Raw genomic sequence first — 19,320 nt, 5'->3', positions numbered from 1 at the left:
CACGGCTGGCCGTTTTCATCTGGCTATTTATGGATATAAGCGAATAAGCGAGATGAGGGTCAACTTTTAAGTGGCTGATTTTGTTACCCTATCAGGACAGATACCAATTCATCTGCTAACTTTGCGGCTTTATTTGTGCCGTCACGATACAACCTATTATGTTATCCATCAGTAATTTACATGCCTCCATTGGCGACAAGGAAATCTTAAAAGGTCTCAATCTGCAAGTCAACGCCGGTGAGGTTCACGCAATTATGGGCCCAAACGGTGCTGGCAAAAGTACGCTAGCATCGGTGCTGGCGGGCCGTGAAGAATATGAGGTGACGGGCGGTAGTGTGTTGTTCGAAGGACAGGATCTGCTGGAGATGGCCCCTGAAGTGCGGGCCGCCGAAGGGATTTTTCTGGCTTTTCAGTATCCGGTTGAAATTCCGGGCGTCAGTACGACTAACTTCCTGAAAACAGCGATGAACGAGATCCGCAAGCAGCGCGGTCAGGACTCACTCGATGCCGTTCAGTTCCTGAAGTTGATGAAAGAAAAAATGAAACTCGTCAACATCGATCAGTCGCTGCTGAGCCGGTCGCTGAATGAAGGGTTTTCGGGTGGTGAGAAAAAGCGGAATGAAATTTTCCAGATGGCAATGCTGGAACCGAAACTGGCAATCCTCGACGAAACGGATTCCGGTCTGGATATTGACGCACTGCGTATTGTGGCCGAAGGTGTCAATAAACTGCGGTCGCCGGAACGGGCTACCATCGTAGTTACGCACTACCAGCGACTGCTGGACTATATCGTTCCTGACTTCGTTCATGTACTCTACAAAGGCCGTATCGTTAAGTCGGGTCCGAAAGAGCTGGCTCTTGAACTCGAAGAAAAAGGATACGACTGGATTAAAGCCGAAACCGAAGCAATATAGTCTGTAGTGGGCAGTAAGCAGTTGGCAGCCAAGCCGCTCTTCACTGCCTGCTGATAACTGCCAACTGAAAATGACTCCTTCTTTTTCATCTTATACTGATTTCAAGAACCAGTTGCTGGCCGCTTTCCGTACCAACGAAGAGCGGATGAATGGGGAAAGTAAAACCCCGCTGCACCAGGTTCGCCGGGCGGCTTTGAATCAGTTCGACCTGCTGGGCTTCCCGACCATTCGCCATGAGGAGTGGAAATACTCCAACGTGAGCGGCCTGCTCAAAGAGGCTTTCGACCTGGATGCCCCCTCGCCACTTAAGGCCGAGGATTTGGTTCAGCTCGAAATTCCGAACCTAGACGGCAATGTGCTGTACTTTGTTAATGGCCGTTACCGGGCCGATCTGTCGCGGCTCATCAGTCCGGCCGGGCAGGTGCAGATTCTAAGCTTTGCGGAAGCCCTCCGTGCTGATCCTGACTTTATCGGCTCGCATTTTGCGCGTTACGCCGACTACCAGGACAACGCCTTTACGGCCCTGAACACGGCCTTTGCCAACGATGGCGTAGTGGTGCGTGTCCCAAACAATACGACCGTCGAACAGCCGATCATTCTGCGGTTTATCAGTGACGCCCGCGAACAGAACATTGCCTCTCAGCCCCGCAACCTGGTGATTGTTGGCCGGAACGCCGAAGTTACCATGGCTGAATCATACCGGACGCTGGGCGACCGGGCCAGCTTCGTCAACGTCGTAACGGAAATTGTGCTCGACCGCGATGCCCGCATGCAGCACTACAAAGTGCAGGACGAGACCGATAAGGCCTATCATATTGGCACTACGCAGGTTAACCAGAGCGACAACAGCCACTTTTATTCGGCAACCGTTACGCTCAACGGCAACTTCGTCCGGAACAACCTGAACATTGTTCTTAACGGGCAGTATGCCGAAGCCTTTATGTACGGTCTGTACATGCCGAATGGCCGGCAGCACGTTGACAACCATACACTTGTGGACCATGCTATGCCGAATTCGTTCAGTAATGAACTGTACAAAGGCATCCTGAACGATAACGGTACGGGCGTCTTCAACGGTAAGATTTACGTCCGGCCCGATGCGCAGAAAACGAATGCCTATCAGTCCTGTAAGAACGTGGTTCTGTCGCCGGGCGCTTCCATGAATACCAAGCCGCAGCTGGAAATCTTTGCCGACGACGTAAAGTGTTCGCATGGTACAACGACCGGCCAGTTGAACGACGAGGCATTATTCTATATGCGTTCACGCGGTATTCCTAAAGATGAAGCCCAGACTCTGCTGCTGTACGCGTTCTCGCAGGACGTGCTGAGCCAGATCAAGATACAGGCCATTCGTGAGTATCTGGAGCGCGTTGTGGCGCAGAAGCTGGCGAAATAATCACTGAAATAGAGCCAGGGCTGGTGGTTAGTTGCGCGAGTCGATTACTAATCACCAGCTTCTGTTTTTGCACCTTTCTCCGGCCTGATTTGTTGTTTTAATACAACCTCCGAACTTTCCATGCAATCGGCTATAGAGAATACTCTTGATATTGAGCAAATTCGCCGGGACTTTCCGGTGCTTGACCAGACCGTTAACGGTCGGCCGCTGGTGTATTTCGACAATGCGGCTACCAACCAGAAACCGCTGCCGGTCATCCATGCGCTGACCCGCTATTACGAAGGCTACAATGCCAATATTCACCGGGGTATCCACCACCTCGCCGAGCAGGCAACGGCCGCTTTCGAAGCGTCGCGCCGGGCTGTTCAGTCTTTTCTGAATGCGAAGCATTGGGAAGAGATCATCTTTACGTATGGCACCACCGACGGTATTAATCTGGTGGCGCAAACCTATGGCCGCCGGTTTCTGGGCAAAGGCGACGAGATCATTATCTCGACGATGGAGCACCACTCCAACATTGTTCCCTGGCAGATGCTCTGCGAAGAGCGTGGCTGTATCCTGAAGGTCATTCCGGTTGATGATAATGGGGAATTGATTCTGGAAGAATACGAAAAGCTGCTTTCTGAACGGACGAAGTTTGTTTCGGTCGTTCACGTTTCGAACTCGCTGGGCACAATCAACCCCGTTAAAACGATCATTGATCTGGCGCACGGGGTCGGAGCCGTTGTTCTGATTGACGGCGCTCAGGCCAGCTCGCACCTCGAGTTGGACGTACAGGCGCTCGACACCGATTTTTACGTCTTCTCTGCGCATAAGCTTTACGGGCCAACCGGCATGGGGGTTCTATACGGCAAAAAAGAGATTCTGGACGCCATGCCGCCCTACCGGGGTGGTGGCGAGATGATTAAGGAAGTTACGTTCGAGAAAACGACTTATAACGACCTGCCGTATAAGTTCGAAGCCGGAACGCCTAACATTGCCGATGTGGTGGCCGTTAAAACCGCGCTGGAGTACATGGCGGGCTTAGGCAAAGAGAACATTGCTGCCCACGAACACGATTTGCTTCAGTATGCCACCGAGCAGCTGAGCGAGCTTGAAGGCTTACGGATCATTGGGCAGGCAAAGCATAAAATTGGCGTTATTTCGTGGGTAATGGATGGTATCCACCACCAGGATACGGGTGTTATTCTTGATCAGCAGGGCATTGCCGTCCGGACGGGGCACCATTGCTGCCAGCCGCTGATGCAGCGCTTTGGCATTACCGGAACCACGCGGGCATCGTTTGCGGTTTATAACACCAAAGACGAGGTCGACCGGCTCGTAACGGGTCTGCGCCGGGTGCAGAAGATGATGCTATAGTACGATGACGATCAACGAGAAACAGGACGAGATTATTGAGGAGTTCGACTTGTTTGAGGACCAGCTCGACAAGACACAGTATATTATTGACCTCGGCAAGAAGCTGCCGCCCATGCCTGAATCGGCCAGGACGGATCAGAACCGGATTATGGGTTGCCAGTCGAAAGTCTGGGTGGATGCTGAACTGAAAGGCGACCGACTGCATTTTTACGGAGACAGCGAGCCAACGGCGCAGATCTCAAAAGGGCTGGTCAGTCTGCTGATTCGGGTATTGTCGGGCGAAAAACCAGAAGACATTGCCAACGCGGATCTGTATTTTATTCCGCGCGTAGGGATGGGGAATCTGATTACATCGCTACGTTCGGGCGGACTGGCTTCGATGGTCGAACGGATGAAAGCCTTTGGACGCGCTTATGCACAACAAACCGTAACCGTACAGGACCCGTCAAACGCATGACAATCATGACAGAAGAAGCCTTAAAAGAACAGATTATCCTGGCATTGAAGGGCGTATATGACCCCGAAATTCCGGTTGACGTGTATGAACTGGGCCTGATCTACGACATTAAGGTCTTTCCGGTTAACAACGTTTATATACTCATGACGCTGACTTCGCCCTCCTGCCCTTCGGCGGGATCGATTCCGGCCGAAATTGAAGAAAAAGTCCGGGCCATTGAAGGCGTCAACGACGTTAGCGTCGAGCTGACCTTCGATCCGCCCTATTCAACCGAATTGATGTCTGAGATCGCAAAACTGGAGCTTGGCTTCATGTAAGACCACGGGCATTACCTGTAAACTGCAAACACAAACTTTCAACTTTTTTACGATATGTATCCTCCTCATTTGCTTGTCCCGATGCGGGAAGACCTGACGAGCGTCGGATTTCAGGAACTGACCACCGCCGACGACGTGGTGAACACGATGGAAAATGCCGAAGGCACGATGCTGGTTGTTGTTAACTCGGTATGTGGCTGCGCGGCTGGTGCGGCTCGTCCGGGCGTAAAGGCAGCCTTGGCGGCTAGCCCGGTAAAACCCGATAAGATGGTGACGGTATTTGCCGGCGGTGACCCGGAGGCCACGGCTAAAATGCGGGAGTATCTGCTTCCCTATCCACCGTCGTCGCCCGCGATCGGCATTTTCAAGGATGGAGAACTGGTGCATTTCATCGAGCGGCACCACATTGAAGGTCGTTCGGCGCAGATGATTGCCCAGCACCTTACCATGGCGCTGGAAGAGTATTGCACACCGGCGAACGCCTAAGAAATCAACAGCCTTGTACAAATGGGGTGGTATAACTATACCATCCCATTTTATTTAGAGGCTCGATCAACGCTCGGCAAACAACGCCAGGATACAGAAGGCATCAACAACCAGCAGCCCTATCGGCACTTCCTGGCGTTTGCCAATAACAAGTTTGATAACGGTCCAGGACAAAAAGCCCCAGATGAGTCCCTGCGTAATGGAATAGGAAAAAGGGATCAGCACGAGGGCCAGAAAGGCAGGCAAAGCATCGTCTAACCGCCCCCAGTCGATACGGGTAACGGGTTTCATCATAAACGCGCCAACCAGTACCAGCGCCGGGGCGGTTGCAATGGCTGGAATAACCGAAAGTAACGGCGACAGAAACAGAAACGGCAGGAAACAGCAGCCCGCCACCACCGCTGTCAGCCCGGTTCGCCCGCCCTGCGCAATCCCTACCGCCGATTCAATATAGGCCGTACCGGGACTGGTTCCGAATACACCGGCCAGCGTTGTGGCGACGGCGTCGGTCAATAACGAACGGTTCAGGTGGCGTGGCTGGCCATTCTCATCCTGTAAACCACCCGCTTCGGCTACGCCCACGAACGTAGAGAGACTATCGAACAGGTCCGTAAAGGCAAAGGCGAAAATTACCGGCCACAACGACCAGCTCAACGACCCAACCAGATCCAACCGACCCAGCAGGCTAAAGTCAGGAGCGGCCCAGATGCCCTGAAAATTAACCAGCGTTTTCTGGCCCATAGTCACAGCCGAAGCATTGCCCCAGTAACGGCCGATTGGCCAGGCGGCAAGCGTTGTCAGCACAATCCCGATGATAATTCCCCCCGGCACGTCGCGCACTACCAGTATTGCGGTTAGCAGCAGGCCAAACACGAACGTCAGCACGATTGGATCAGTCAGGCGGGCGATACCCACCAAAGTGGCCGGATTCGCAACGATGAATCTGGCGTTTTCAAAGCCGATGAGCGTAATGAACAGACCAATTCCCGCCGACACCGCGTACCGCAGAGGTAAGGGAATCAGACGCACAATCGTCGAGCGAACGTTCAGCACCGACAGCAGTAGAAACAGAATACCCGCCCAGAACACGGCCCCTAGCGCTACCTCCGGCTGGACACCCATCCCTTTGACGGCAGTGAACGTAAAGAACGCGTTAAGCCCCATACCGGGCGCTACCACAATGGGGTTACGGGCGTACAGACCCATCATCAGGCTACAAAAGAAGGAGAGCAGCACCGTAGCCGTCAGCACCCCGCTAAACGGCAGCCCAGCCTGACTCAGTATGGCGGGGTTAACCACGATGATATACATCGTTGCCAGAAATGTAGATACGCCCGCCAGGATTTCGGTTCGTCGGGAAGAAGCAGGAAAATCTGTCGTCATCAGGTAGTGCTTTAAGCCGTTCAAAGCTCAACGTATAACGTATAACAGGACCATTGCCAGTCAGTGTAGGCCACAACGGTTTAAACCAGCAAGCGCCCGGCCGCTTCATCGGCCCAGACCCGCGCATTCGGCTGTGTTTGTACGATGCTGGCGGGGAGTTGCTCCGTAACGGGGCCAGTCAGGGCGTCGCGCAGGACAGGCGCTTTCTTTTCGCCACTCACGAGCAGGATTACCTCGCGGGCCTGGGTCAGATGACGCAGACCCAGCGTAATGCCCTGATCTAATGTGGTAGCTTCCGTAAAATACTTCTGGCCGACCGATTTGGTGCTTTCGGCCAGTTCGACAACATGGCAGCCGTTGGTAAAGGGCGTTCCAGGTTCATTAAGCGCAATATGACCGTTCATACCTATACCCACGAGCAGCAGATCCAGACCGCCCCGCGCGTCGATCAGCGCATCAATCCGTCTGCACTCGGCTTCCAGATCAGTGGCTTTGGCATCGAAAACTGCGATCTGGTCAGGACGCAGGTTCAGGGGCGTAAACAAATCCCGAAACACGTAATAGGAGCAACTCCCGAAATCATCCGGGCCGAAGCCCACCCATTCGTCCAGCCCCACAAACTGACAGCGGCTAACGTCTACCTGCCCGGCCTGCACCAGCGTAACGAACCGCCGATAGGTTTCAATGGGCGTATCGCCCGAAGCAAGGCAAAGTATGGCCTCGGGTTTTTGATTGATAAGAGCCGCAATATGCTCGGCGGTATGCTGCGACAGGGTGTCGTGGTCGGGAAATTGGCGAAGGGTCATGCAGGTTGTTTGGCAGCCAGATTAGCTCTGGTTTATTTTAAATCGTTTGCCCGTAATTCGCGGCTCCAGCGTTCAGCGCCTTTCTGATCAAATACCTGAATTGTCAGGACACGATCTTTAAGCGGCCCGCTGACGCTAAGGATTCCAAAGTTTCGGTCGGTAACAAGCGTCCCCTCGACGTAGGTTGGCTGTTTAAGCTCATCAGCCAGGGGTTTTGATGGGCCGGAGGTCAGGGGCGAAATGGTCAGGTCATACAGGGGATACGTGCTACCCGGCTGCCCATTGGTGCGGGCCAGTTTGTGCAGGATGGTGTGATGCCGATCGCCGGTAATGAACAGCACACCGGGAATTTTGGCATCGGCAATTTCGTTGAACAGCTTATCGCGCTCCGTGCCGTAGATGGCGTAATTCTCGAAGATTTTCGCCGGGTTGACAATCTGCCCGCCGGTAATGATGAATTTGAACGTCGCCTTGCTGAAGCGCAGCGCATCGATCAGCCATTGCCGCTGTTTTTCGCCAAAGTATACTTTTTCGGGGCCGTCGGGCGTCGCATCCGGCGCGCGGAAGGTTCGGTCGTCGAGCAGAAAAAACTGGCAGTCATTCCAGAAGAACGTACCCGTACAGCCTTCATCAAAAATAAAGTTCGGATTCGCCCAGAACAGTTTAAAGGCATCGAGGGTCGTAGTTTTCAGCCAGTAGCTCCGGTCGGAGTCGTCGGGGCCGTAGTCATGATCATCCCAGATAGCGTAATTATGCGCTGCAGCCAGTAGGGGCTGCATTTCGGGTAGCGACCGAGTATGGGTGTAGCGTTTGAGCACGCCTGTGCGGCTATTCCAGTCGGCCTCGCGAGTGTAGGTGTTGTCGCCCGTCCAGAGCATGAAATCGGGTTTCTGCGCGGCCAGAGCCGTAAAGATTTCGTAGCCGCCACCATAGGGCGTACCGGGCCGGTCATATTCACCCTCGCCCACGTAAGTGCAGCTTCCGACGCCGAAGCGAAACGCCGGGGGGTCGGTCCGCCACTGCCACAGGTTTTGGGTTTGGAACGTTGTCGGGTAGGGCAGGCTCACCTTTCTGCCCTCGATTAACACCTCGTACTCGTACTTTTTGCCGGGTTCCACCTGATCGGCGAGCAGGTGGGCGGTAAAAGCCGCGTTTCGGTTGGTTTTTACTTCGTTGGTCAGATGAGCGGGTGTGGGCTTACCCGCTTCATGGTACCGGATCTGCACCCGGGCCGGTTGTTTAGTCTGCGCCCAGAGCATCACTTCGCGCATGTCCGAATAGCCCACCATCGGGCCTGACTGAAGCGGGCTGGCGTTACGAGACGCAATACCGGTAGTAGTCTGGCCGCTGGTCAGAAACGTATTAACCAGGAACAGCCATAAGAGAACCCAGCGAATTTTGTACATGGGGGAAAGATGGCGTAATTTTGCGGTTCGTTTACCGAGAATCATGCACATAGAAAACCGCGGGGCCGCGTCAGGCCATTATCAGATTCAGGGCGTTGACGTACTGGCGATTGCCGATGAGTTCGGCCTGCCCCTGTACGTTTATGACGCTGACAAAATTATCGAAAAAATCGGATTGCTTCGGTCGTCGTTCGCCGGGGTTAACCTAAAAATAAAGTATGCGGCCAAAGCCCTGACCAACATATCTATTTTGAAGCTGATGCGGCAGCAGGGCGTCGAAATGGATTCCGTTTCAGTTAACGAAGCGCGGATGGGCATGCTGGCAGGTTTCGAGCCGGGCCAGATCATGTTTACGCCCAGTGGAGTCTCGTTCGATGAAATCCGCGAGGCCGTTGAACTGGGTTTGCAGCTGAACGTAGACAGTCTGCCCCTGCTGGAGTGGGTTGGCCAGACGTATGGTCCGTCGGTACCCGTCAGTATTCGCATTAATCCGCACATTGCCGAGGGCGGCAACATCAAGATTTCGACCGGCCATAAAGACTCAAAATTCGGCATCTCCATTCTGCAGCGGACTGAAATTCGCAAGGTGGTGGAGCGTTACCAGATTCCCGTTGTTGGACTGCACGTGCATACTGGTTCCGACTTCAAGAATGCCAACGCCTTCCTGCGGGGGGCCGAAATCCTGTTCGATCTGGCCAACGACTACCCGGACCTGAAGTTTATTGACTTTGGCAGCGGGTTTAAAGTTGCCTACAAGGCCGGCGACCACGTAACCGATATTGCCGAACTGGGCAGCAAAGTATCGGCTACGTTCCGGGCGTTCTGCGAGCAGTATGGCCGCGATCTAGAACTATGGTTCGAGCCGGGCAAGTTTCTGGTCAGCGAGTGCGGCCATCTGCTGGTGCGGACCAATATCGTAAAGGAAAACCCTTCAAGAACATTCGTAGCTGTTGATTCGGGACTGAACCACCTCATTCGCCCGATGATGTACGATGCCTACCACGACATTAAAAATGTGTCGAACCCGGCGGGCGAAGAGCAGCTATACACCGTTGTTGGGTATATCTGCGAGACCGATACGTTTGCTACCGACCGGCTGCTGCCTGAAGTACGGCCCAATGACGTCCTGTCGTTCGAGAATGCCGGGGCCTACGGCTTCAGCATGGCATCGAACTACAACGCCCGGCTGCGCCCGGCCGAAGTGCTGGTGTATGAAGGCAAGCCTTATCTCATCCGCCAGCGCGAGACATTTGACGACCTGCTTCGCGGTCAGGTCGATATACCCGAACTCAATTCCGAAGTAATCGAGCAATCACTTTGAGTTTGTGGCCCCGGCGTCTAAGGGTAAAATCAACCCTTCAGCTCGGACCTCGGCGCTCAGACTCCAAATAAATAAGCAGTACTAAACCATGGGACGCGCATTTGAATATCGGAAAGCCCGAAAAATGAAGCGGTGGGGGCAAATGGCGAAAACCTTTACCCGCATCGGCAAAGACATCGTTATTGCCGTTAAAAACGGCGGCCCGGACCCGGATACCAACGGACGACTACGGGCGATCATCCAGAATGCCAAGGCAGCCAACATGCCGAAGGAAAACGTCGATCGGGCGATCAAAAAGGCCTCTTCGAAAGAGCAGGAGGATTATAAAGAGATTGTTTATGAAGCGTACGCCCCGCATGGTGTAGCGCTGGTCATTGAAACGGCCACCGATAACCACAACCGCACCGTAGCCAACGTTCGCAGTTACCTGAACAAGCTCGGCGGCAGTCTCGGCACGCAGGGCATGCTGGACTTTATGTTCGACCGTAAGTCGGTATTCCGGATTCCGGCCGAGGGTATTGATCAGGAAGAACTGGAACTGGAGCTGATTGACGTGGGGGGCGACGAGGTGGAGTTTGACGAAGAAACCAACCAGTACGTTATTTACGGCGAGTTTACGGCGTTTGGCGCCATTCAGAAATTCCTGGAAGAGAAAGGCTACGAAATCAAACAGGCCGAGTTTGAACGGATTCCGAACGATTATAAAGAGCTGAGCGACGAGGAGGCCGCTGACGTAGAAAAGCTCATTGAGCGGATCGAAGAAGACGACGATGTGCAGACAGTTTACCACAATATGAAATAAAAAAAGGGCCGGTTTAAAACCGGCCCTTTTTTTATTTCATCGCATACTGACGCCCTCCCGCAGAATCTGCACCCAGCCTTTGAGCACCTGAGCCGGTGCGTTCCGGTCAACGACAGCGTACCGTACATTCACCTGATAGTAATATAAGCCACTCGGCAGGTCGGTGCCATCTGTCGCTTTGCCGTCCCAGGCCAGCGTCGGCGTGGTTCCTTCATACACCTTCGTACCGTAGCGGTTGAATACAATCAGGTTGATGCTTTCCACGAAGCGGGGGCAACGCACCGGCTGGAACAAATCGTTTTTACCGTCGCCGTTGGGCGTAAACACGTTCGGCAGAGCCAGCGCCGGACAGGCGTCGTTGCAGACCCGGTTCGATGGCAGGCTTTCCAGACCCCGCTGACTAACGGCCGTTACGTAATAGCAACCCGCCACCGTTGTCAGGCTGGTATGATTGAACGTCATTGTAGGTGCCGGGACGCTCGCCAGTTCTGCGGGCGTGTCCTGCACGTAACGCGCGTAGTAAATCTTGTAACTGGCGATATTCGGGTCGCAGGTCGGACCAGATGTTGACTGCCACCGCAGGCGGTTGGTAAACGTCGTCTCGTTGCAGAAGCTCTCGTTCGTCAGGTTCGCGCAGTTCAGACTATCCATACCCAAACGGGGCGCGCAGGGCCGGGTGGTATCGGTCGGCGTGGCACAGTTGATCTGGCTATAGTTCGCCAGCAGGCCAATAGTCGCCAGTTTGGCGTCGGCATAGCGGCCCCGCGTCATTACGCGGTAGCAATAGTTACTGTCGGCCGACAGCACACGGCTGGTATTGCCATCCGCCACAAACCCATCCGTTCCCGTATCGGTAAAGACATAGGTCTGCGGCCCCTGTACCCGAACCTCAGCAATTTTGTTGAACGGTCCGTTCGGTCCCGTCCGGCTGCGGTACACGTCGTGCACCTGATTGTCGTTGCTCCAGGGCGTATTGGCCTGCCAGCTCAGCGAAACCTGCCGCTGACCGGGCGTTACACCCAGCCGTACGCTCGATGCCGGGTCCGTTACGTCCAGCCGGGTCAACTGTCCGTTGGTACCGGTATAGTAAAACTCCAGCCGATATCGATACGCGTTCGCCGTTGTGTTCAGCCCCCGATCGATATACACCGTATCGACTACGTTCGGCTGCAGGTTGGTGTTGATTGTGGCAACGGTTGTGAAATTGGTGCCATCTAGGGCCGTTGCCCGCTGCAGCCGATACTGATACGGAGCGCCCAGGTCGCCCGGCTGCAATCCCAGCGGACGGGTCCAGCGGACGGTGATCCGGCCATTGGTTGTACCCGTACTATCAACCGTTACCTGTGTCAGCACGGGAGCCAGCAGAGGCAGTTCCAGACAGGCTTCGGTCGATGCGATACCAACTCCACCGTTAATACCCGGATACCGGGCTACGATGCGGTACGAATAGCTTACGCCCCGTCTGAGCGAAGTAGTGTCTATATAGGTCGTTGTACCAATGGGAACACGGGCAATTTCCTGATACCCTAAGCTGGCCGGAAGGCCAACCACGCAGGCTTGTGGCGTAAAGGGCGTACAGCCTTCCTTGCGGTAGATAATCAGTTTGGTACTGTCCCCTCCGCAGGTGTACTGGCTCCAGTTCAGTTGAATGGCCCGGCCCGATGCCGTGGCCGTAGGTCGGGCGGTCAGGTTCTTGACCGATGGCCCAACGATCCGAACGCGCAGGGTTGCAAACGACACCAGCGCGGGCGTCCCCCTAGGCGGTACATCGGTGGCTTTGAACGTAATGTCATACGGCTCCGTCCGAACCTGATTACAGTTGGTTTGCCAGGAGAACGTAGCCGAAGCGGGCTGCGCCTGGGGAATGCCGCCGTTAATAAGCCGGGCAAACGGTGGGGCTACGATGTTCTGTCCGTTCGGGAAGGGAATGCCTTCGCTGTTTACGTTGAACGGGCCGCCATAGGCCGTAATGATGACTGGCTGACCATCGGGATCGGTAGCCGTAATGGCGCGCTGGATCAATGTACCGGCCTCCACGCACAACTCGCCCCCCTGAATCTGGGGCCGCTTGTTCGGCCGGTCTACGACTATAATCTGCATGTCGCGGGTGATCTCGCCAATCAGAATGCCATTACGCCATTCCTCAACAATGAACGCAAAGTTATACTGGCCTTCTTCACCGGGGGCGTCCCAGCAGAGTTCGCCCGTTTGCGGGTTAATCGTAAACGTTGGTGTACTGCCCGCTTCGCTCGACCGACTGAAACTCGTCGGGTCCAGATAAGCCGGAATAAACCGGCTCCGGCAGCTATTGGTGATCCCTTCCTGCGGTTTGCTCAACCGATACGCCAGGCTGTCACCATCGGCGTCGTAAGCGGCCGGATTGTGGCAGAATTTCTGACCGACACGGGCCGAATCGAGGGGCGGGTTCAGCATAACCGGGGTCGAATTGACCTGTAGGGCCGCATTGATCAGAATTGTCGTCGAGACATAGAACGTAATCTGATCGGAATTACCCGGGGGCGGCAGATTTTTCGTCCCTTTGTTCCGGTTTGGAATCTGCACCCCAATGGTATAAGCACCCGGACCGGGATACGTGTGCGTAGTGCGGTACACGTTTACCGAGGATGTTCGCCCGTTGATGAACCGTCGGATGGTCCGCTCCACTTCTGCCGTCGTGCCGTCGCCGAAACAGAACGTATATCGGTTAGCATCGTCGGCGGCCTGTTTACCGGTTTGTTCGTCGTAGTACGTCGTCAGGGTAATTTCATACGTGAGTGAGGGGCCGGGAAGGCGCCGGGTCGTAATCTCGCCCGCCCGGACGTGCGTCGCCCGGCTGACGGTCGGCCGAAGAACCGCTCCTAAAAAAAGGGCAATCAGCCCAACTGTATAAACTAAACGCATAGAGTTATGGCATTTCACATACAACGATTTCTAATGAAAAAAGTGTATTCACTAGCGGGCTGGAAAATACCCCTTTTTAGGTTATCTTTTCAACAGGACCGCCCATCACAGAAAACAATCAGACTTTATAGAAACCCGGCCGGTTGAACAGGGTTTTCCAGAAGAAGCGCAGAAAAATACCGGCCTGCCGGGCAAACGCGCGCTGGTTGGCCAAATCTGAAAAAAGCGGCCGACGGTCGCGCAGGTTAACGGCTATTTTCCAGCCGTAGACAATCGGCACCATCAGCAGATAATGCAGCATCAGCACCAGGTAAGCACCAACGCCATACTGCTTTCTGACCCACAACAGCTGCGATACCTGAATCTGAGGTTTGAAGCGATTAATGTGCGTCACCACGTGCTGCTGGTTGTCGTCGCTGCTGCCGTACTCCAGATGAATGAACTGGGCATCCTGAAGTAATAAGATCCGTCCCTGCTTTCCCAGTCGATAGCCCCACTCTACGTCCTCGCCGTACATGAAAAAGCTTTCGTCCAGCGCACCGGCTTTGGCAATGGTTGTTGGCCGCGTCATCAGGAATGCGCCCGACAACCAGTCCACCTGGTTTGGGTCGGCGTATTGCGTATCGGGAATTAGTCGCTGAAGCAGGTTCTGGAATCGCTCGCCCGCCGGAAGGATATAAAACGCCCGCCGGATCTGGCCGAAGGTAGTGTAAAGATTGGGGCGAAGCTGGCGGTCACGCCCCAACTGAAGCGCCCCTACGGCCGCTACGTCGGGCTGCTCGTCCAGCACCCGCACGCACCGGGCCAGCAGATTATCAATCAGGAGGGTATCTGAATTGAGAAGCAGGATGTTACGTCCCTGCGCCTGCCGGATGCCGTGGTTGTTGGCCCGCGCGAATCCGGCATTATAGCCCATATCGAACCAGCGCACCTCAGGATACTGCGCCAGCACCACCGTCCGACTGTCATCTTCCGACTGGTTATCGACGACGATTACTTCAAACGTAATGCCTTCCGTGTACGCCCGAACCGATGCCAGACAGTCCAGAATGAGCCGGGGGGTTTTGTAATTAACAATGATAATGCTGAGGTCAACCAACTACTGAATGCTGAAGGGGAAAGATAAGCCCTGCCGGGCCGAAGTTATCATTCCCCCTCCATCATTCATAATTCGTCAGTAAAGCACCCACGTATCTTTGCCGCCCCCACCCTGCGAGGAGTTGACCACCAGCGACCCTTTACGCAGCGCCACGCGCGTCAGTCCGCCCGGAATTACATTGACCCCGTCGCCGTAAAGAATATAGGGCCGAAGGTCCACATGGCGACCTTCGGCATGATCGCCGACAATGCAGGGTACCCGCGAGAGCGAGATGGTGGGCTGGGCGATGTAGTTCCGTGGATTCTCGCGGATCTTCTGCCGGAACAGTTCGTGTTCCTCCGGCGTAGCTTTGGGACCGATAAGCATCCCGTAGCCGCCCGCTTCGTTGGCTTCCTTGACAACCAGTTGTTCGATATTGTCCATTACGTACTGGCAATCCTCTTCCTCCCGGCAGATATACGTCCGGACGTTTGGAATAATAGGTTCTTCGCCCAGGTAGTACTGAATGATGCGCGGCACGTAGGCATAAATCACCTTGTCGTCGGCGACGCCGGTGCCGGGTGCGTTAGCCAGTGCCACCCGGCCTTTTTTATACACGTCAAAAATGCCCGGCACGCCAATCATCGAGTCGGGGTTGAAGGCTTTAGGGTCCAGGAAAGTATCGTCGATACGCCGGTAAATGACGTCAACAATCTGAAACCCTTTCGTAGTCCGCATCTTAACGTACCCACCCGACACCACCAGATCGCGCGCTTCAACCAGCTCGACGCCCATCTGCTGGGCAAGGTAGGAATGTTCAAAATACGCCGAGTTATAAATACCGGGCGTCAGCACAACCACCGTTGGATTGGGCCGGTCGGCAATGAACTGAAGCATCTGAAGCAGCCGCGTCGGATAGTCGGACACGGGCCGAACACCCGTCTGGGCCAGTACTTCGGGGAAGGTCTGTTTGGTCAGTTCGCGGTTTTCGAGCATGTAGGAAACTCCCGACGGACAGCGCAGGTTGTCCTCAAGCACCATAAACTGCCCGTCGTCGCCCCGGATCAGGTCCGTTCCAGTGATGTGGCACCAGATTCCTTTGGGCGGCTTTACGCCCATACAGACCGGCAGAAACGATTTACTGGACTCGATCAGATCGCGCGGCACGACCCCGTCATTCAGAATCCGCTGTTCATTGTACACGTCATCCAGAAACAGGTTCAGGGCTTTAATCCGCTGTATAAGACCAGCTTCCATCTGATTCCACTCCGCCGACTCAATCACGCGCGGAATGATGTCAATCGGCATGATCCGCTCGGTGCCTTCGCCTTCTGAGTACACATTGAACGTAATCCCCATGCTCATCAGGGCGCGTTCGGCGGCATGCTGCCGACCGATAATGTCCTCGCGGCTGAGTTGCTCAACGCGCTGCCGGAAGGATACGTAACCCGCCCGCACCTGCGCCGGACTGGCAAACATTTCGTCGAAGAAACCTTCGGTCTGGTAATCGGTAAAGGAAAAATTGACGGCACTCTGCCCCTGCGACTGGGTCATGCCGTTAAGCGTTTGAGACTGCACTTGTTTGGACACGCGTTGCTTCATGGAACAATATATTGCGAATTGGCAGAAACGCCAAAGAGCCGTTGCCTAAGTTAAGCATTATACAAATATTACAACGAATAAGTCAAATTTAACCTAACGTTATTTTAAAATACCTAACTATTCTCAATTAGCCAGTATCAGCAATAAATGAAGAAAATATCTTTTTACGTATTAAGTTTTTAACGGTAGAACCGGATTTATAGGTCTTAAAAGCAAAAACTCCCGTCGTGACGGGAGTTATGAAAAGTGCGTTTACCACAAATAATGAACCGGGTTCTTGATTCGCTCGTCGTAGATTCTTTTCACCGCTGCCATCTGCTCGGATGAAGGCGCGGGCCGTTGGGCTGCCTGCAGATTCGATCGCAGGTGCTCGGGTTTCGACGCGCCGGGGATGATGCAGCTAACGGCGTCGAACGTCAGTATCCAGCGCAGGGCATCGGGCGCCAGATTTTTATCGTCCGGAAATACGCTTCTTAGTTCCTCAACCGCAGCCAGACCGGTTTCATAATCCACTCCCGAGAACGTTTCGCCCTTATCAAAGGCATCGCCTTCGCGGTTGAAATTGCGGTGATCCTCTTTTGCGAAAGTCGTGTTCCGGTCAAACTTCCCCGTCAGCAGACCACTGGCCAGCGGTACCCGAACAATGATGCCAACGTCCCTTCGCTGGGCTTCCCCAAAAAACAATTCGGCGGGCCGCTGCCGGAACATGTTGAAGATGATCTGCACCGTCGTTACGTTCGGGTATTCAATAGCTTTCAGGCCCTCTTCTACTTTCTCGACGCTGACACCCAGATTTTGTATCTTTCCTTCGGCTTTCAGCCGGTCGAACTCTTCGAATATCTCGGGGCGATAAAACACGTCCGTAGGCGGGCAATGGAGCTGGATCAGATCGAGGGTTTCCAGTCCCATGCTACGCAGACTATCCTCGACGAACGCCCGCAGGACGGCGGGTTGATAGGCGTCGTTGACGTGCGGCTGCAGGCGTCGGCCGCATTTGGTGGCTACGTAAATTCGCTCCGACCGGGAGCGTACCAGTCGCCCAACGGCTTTTTCGCTTTCACCATCGCCGTACACGTCGGCGGTATCGATAAAGTTGATACCGGCATCAGCGGCTTCATTCAGAATCCGGTCGGCATTGTCGTGGCTGAACGGTTCGCCCCACTTGCCACCTACCTGCCAGGTACCCAGGCTGATTTCAGAGATTGAGAAGCCGGTTTTGCCGAGTTTTCGGTATTGCATATATACTGCTGGTTAACGGTTGAAGTAATTGAATCAAGCCTGTATTCTGGTAAATCGCTACAGCTTACAGGCTAAGGGCGAACCGCTCCCCCAATTCGGTCAGACTGTCCATGACCGGCTCCAGCAGTGGAATCCCGTTTGCCAGCCGCTCAGCTTCCATCAGCCGCTCGGGGTCGCCAGGTATCAGAACCTGTTTTCCTTCGACCGCCTTCGCCTGCCGGAATCGCTGAATCCAGGTATCCATGTGAGTTTTGAACTCATCGGCAGGCCGGAACGCATCAATCCGCATGGCCCCGAAAAAATGACCAGTTCCCTGTCCCACGCCCTCGTTGGCCTGCATGAAACCGGCCGTCGCAAAAGGCGGCACCCACGGACCGTAGTTAGCCCCCGACAAAACGCCTGAAAAAATATCGACGATAGCGCCCAGTCCATAGCCTTTGTGGCTGCCATGTTCGCGGTCGGTGCCGAGCGGCAGCAGCGCACCGCCATTGCGGATGGCGTTGGCATCGGTCGTCGGCTGACCTCCGGCGTCCTGCGCCCAGCCCGGCGGAATGTCCTGGCCTTTACGTTGCAGGATTTCGAGCTTTCCGTAGGCCACGGCCGTACTGGCAAAGTCGGCCAGAAAGGTGGGTTCCGTCGCGGCTGGTATCGCTACGGCGATAGGATTGGTGCCCAGGAGCTTATCCAGCGAGAAGGTCGGCGCTACGAGCGGGGCCGCGTGGGTCATGGCCTGCCCGATCATATCGTAATCGGCCGCCAGCAAGGCGTGATAACCCGCAATGCCGAAATGATTGGAGTTTCGAACGGCGACCCAGCCCGTTCCAGCCAGGCGGGCCTTCTCGATGGCCACCTGCATAGCCCAGGGACCTACCACCAGACCTAGCCCCCGGTCACCGTCAACAACGGCCGTAGAAGGCGTTTCATGAACAACCCGGATGCGCGGCTGGGGATTAATACGGCCGTGATCGTAGAGTCGGACGTAACCCGGCAAACGGGCTACACCGTGCGAGTCAACACCCCGCAGATCGGCGCTGACCAGCACATCGGCGGCTAATCGGGCGTCGGCTTCGGCACAGCCAATGGCGATAAATATCTGTTCAGTAAACGAGCGTAGTCGGTTGGCATCAATCATGGCGCAAATTAGGCATCACGCACCGAATGGGTTAAACTTTCGTAAAAATTCAGCCAATCGGGTTTGTTTTAGGTTATCCGAGTAAGGCCAGGTCATTGTGTTATGAAGTCATTTAAAACCCACCCATTCCGAATTGTTCTGCTTCTTATCAACGCTAGTCTGTGCATCCTATCTGCTGTAATTGCCCAGCCCCGCGATACCCTCACCACCGAACAACTCCTGCAGCGGAAAGGCACGGCTTACAGAGCGCTGATCCGCCACTCGCGTTACCTAACGCTCGACGTCAACCATACGATTGGCGGATTTCGGCGTTACCGTTTTTTTGAGGGTGACGAAATTCATTTTAAGGCCCGGGGCGAAACGTACCGGGAGTCTCTTTACGAGGTTACCGACAGCACATTCAGTATTCTGGTCGCCAACGAAGTAATGAACCGCGACGAGCCCGTAACCTTCCGGCTCAACGAGGTGCAAACGATCATGCTGCACCGACGAATCCCGTTCGTAACGGCAGCCGGCACGATTTTTCCGCTGGCCGGGGGCGTTTACCTGATCGCTGATCTGGTCAACAATGGACAGATAAATGCGCGAGTGCTGCCCGTTACAGGAGCGTTTATTGGTAGCGGTCTGCTGTTTCACTGGTTAAGCAACCCGCACATCCGGATCAACAAAAATCACCGCCTGAACGTATTGCGAACCTATTAAGTTGGCTGAACGGCCGGGT

Annotated in this window: 17 protein-coding genes; 9 read left to right on the top strand and 8 right to left on the bottom strand. The window is 54.7% G+C overall.

Annotated features, from left to right (window positions below; translation table 11 throughout):
• The first annotated feature begins 158 nt into the window (after positions 1 to 158).
• From sufC to HNV11_RS04080, 6 genes are all read left to right on the top strand, one after another.
• Positions 159 to 914: a Fe-S cluster assembly ATPase SufC gene (gene sufC, locus HNV11_RS04105; RefSeq protein ID WP_171738451.1), complete on the top strand. Its 756-nt coding sequence runs from the start codon at positions 159 to 161 to the stop codon at positions 912 to 914.
• A 70-nt stretch (positions 915 to 984) separates the two neighbouring features.
• Positions 985 to 2,310: a Fe-S cluster assembly protein SufD gene (sufD, locus tag HNV11_RS04100; protein ID WP_171738450.1), complete on the top strand. Its 1,326-nt coding sequence runs from the start codon at positions 985 to 987 to the stop codon at positions 2,308 to 2,310.
• A gap of 120 nt (positions 2,311 to 2,430) precedes the next feature.
• Positions 2,431 to 3,669, top strand: coding sequence for a cysteine desulfurase (locus tag HNV11_RS04095; RefSeq protein ID WP_171738449.1), 1,239 nt, complete (start codon positions 2,431 to 2,433; stop codon positions 3,667 to 3,669).
• A 4-nt stretch (positions 3,670 to 3,673) separates the two neighbouring features.
• Positions 3,674 to 4,126 (top strand): SufE family protein, encoded by a 453-nt coding sequence (locus HNV11_RS04090; RefSeq protein WP_171738448.1) that lies wholly within the window; start codon positions 3,674 to 3,676, stop codon positions 4,124 to 4,126.
• A gap of 5 nt (positions 4,127 to 4,131) precedes the next feature.
• A complete protein-coding gene (locus HNV11_RS04085; RefSeq protein ID WP_171742060.1) occupies positions 4,132 to 4,443 on the top strand; it encodes a DUF59 domain-containing protein in 312 nt (103 codons plus the stop codon).
• Between the two features lie 54 nt (positions 4,444 to 4,497).
• Positions 4,498 to 4,929, top strand: coding sequence for a BrxA/BrxB family bacilliredoxin (locus tag HNV11_RS04080; protein ID WP_171738447.1), 432 nt, complete (start codon positions 4,498 to 4,500; stop codon positions 4,927 to 4,929).
• 66 nt (positions 4,930 to 4,995) lie between these two features.
• On the opposite strand, the gene HNV11_RS04075 is transcribed toward HNV11_RS04080, so the two are convergent.
• The 3 genes from HNV11_RS04075 to HNV11_RS04065 all read right to left on the bottom strand — a co-directional run bounded on the left by HNV11_RS04075 (position 4,996) and on the right by HNV11_RS04065 (position 8,524).
• Positions 4,996 to 6,312 carry an NCS2 family permease gene (locus HNV11_RS04075; RefSeq protein ID WP_171738446.1) on the bottom strand — a complete coding sequence of 439 codons (1,317 nt, stop codon included), beginning with the start codon at positions 6,310 to 6,312 and terminating at the stop codon, positions 4,996 to 4,998.
• An 80-nt stretch (positions 6,313 to 6,392) separates the two neighbouring features.
• The gene (locus HNV11_RS04070; RefSeq protein ID WP_171738445.1) at positions 6,393 to 7,118 is read right to left on the bottom strand and encodes a glucosamine-6-phosphate deaminase; all 726 of its coding nucleotides are present in this window, start codon (positions 7,116 to 7,118) and stop codon (positions 6,393 to 6,395) included.
• Between the two features lie 32 nt (positions 7,119 to 7,150).
• Positions 7,151 to 8,524, bottom strand: a complete 1,374-nt coding sequence (locus HNV11_RS04065) for an alkaline phosphatase D family protein (protein WP_171738444.1) — start codon at positions 8,522 to 8,524, stop codon at positions 7,151 to 7,153.
• Between the two features lie 43 nt (positions 8,525 to 8,567).
• Here HNV11_RS04065 and lysA point away from each other — a divergent pair, with 43 nt between their 5' ends.
• A complete protein-coding gene (gene lysA / locus HNV11_RS04060) occupies positions 8,568 to 9,845 on the top strand; it encodes a diaminopimelate decarboxylase (RefSeq protein WP_171738443.1) in 1,278 nt (425 codons plus the stop codon).
• Between the two features lie 88 nt (positions 9,846 to 9,933).
• Positions 9,934 to 10,647 (top strand): YebC/PmpR family DNA-binding transcriptional regulator, encoded by a 714-nt coding sequence (locus HNV11_RS04055; protein ID WP_171738442.1) that lies wholly within the window; start codon positions 9,934 to 9,936, stop codon positions 10,645 to 10,647.
• Positions 10,648 to 10,683: 36 nt separating this feature from the next.
• Here the strand turns inward: HNV11_RS04055 and HNV11_RS04050 are convergent, their stop codons facing one another.
• From HNV11_RS04050 to HNV11_RS04030, 5 genes are all read right to left on the bottom strand, one after another.
• The gene (locus HNV11_RS04050) at positions 10,684 to 13,548 is read right to left on the bottom strand and encodes a T9SS type B sorting domain-containing protein (RefSeq protein ID WP_171738441.1); all 2,865 of its coding nucleotides are present in this window, start codon (positions 13,546 to 13,548) and stop codon (positions 10,684 to 10,686) included.
• A gap of 118 nt (positions 13,549 to 13,666) precedes the next feature.
• The gene (locus HNV11_RS04045) at positions 13,667 to 14,647 is read right to left on the bottom strand and encodes a glycosyltransferase family 2 protein (RefSeq protein ID WP_171738440.1); all 981 of its coding nucleotides are present in this window, start codon (positions 14,645 to 14,647) and stop codon (positions 13,667 to 13,669) included.
• A gap of 75 nt (positions 14,648 to 14,722) precedes the next feature.
• Entirely contained in the window at positions 14,723 to 16,228 is a 1,506-nt protein-coding gene (locus tag HNV11_RS04040) for a circularly permuted type 2 ATP-grasp protein (protein WP_171738439.1), read from the bottom strand.
• Positions 16,229 to 16,480: 252 nt separating this feature from the next.
• A complete protein-coding gene (locus HNV11_RS04035) occupies positions 16,481 to 17,467 on the bottom strand; it encodes an aldo/keto reductase (RefSeq protein ID WP_171738438.1) in 987 nt (328 codons plus the stop codon).
• Positions 17,468 to 17,531: 64 nt separating this feature from the next.
• Positions 17,532 to 18,599 carry an Ldh family oxidoreductase gene (locus HNV11_RS04030; protein ID WP_171738437.1) on the bottom strand — a complete coding sequence of 356 codons (1,068 nt, stop codon included), beginning with the start codon at positions 18,597 to 18,599 and terminating at the stop codon, positions 17,532 to 17,534.
• 102 nt (positions 18,600 to 18,701) lie between these two features.
• Between HNV11_RS04030 and HNV11_RS04025 the strand changes: the two genes are divergently transcribed.
• Complete coding sequence (locus HNV11_RS04025) at positions 18,702 to 19,301, top strand: hypothetical protein (RefSeq protein WP_240163756.1); 600 nt, start codon at positions 18,702 to 18,704, stop codon at positions 19,299 to 19,301.
• Positions 19,302 to 19,320 lie beyond the last annotated feature (19 nt).

This window comes from Spirosoma taeanense (assembly GCF_013127955.1).
In the GTDB taxonomy this organism is placed as follows: domain Bacteria; phylum Bacteroidota; class Bacteroidia; order Cytophagales; family Spirosomataceae; genus Spirosoma; species Spirosoma taeanense.
Note: the sequence above shows the minus strand (reverse complement) of the source record. Positions and strands in the feature narration are given on the sequence as shown.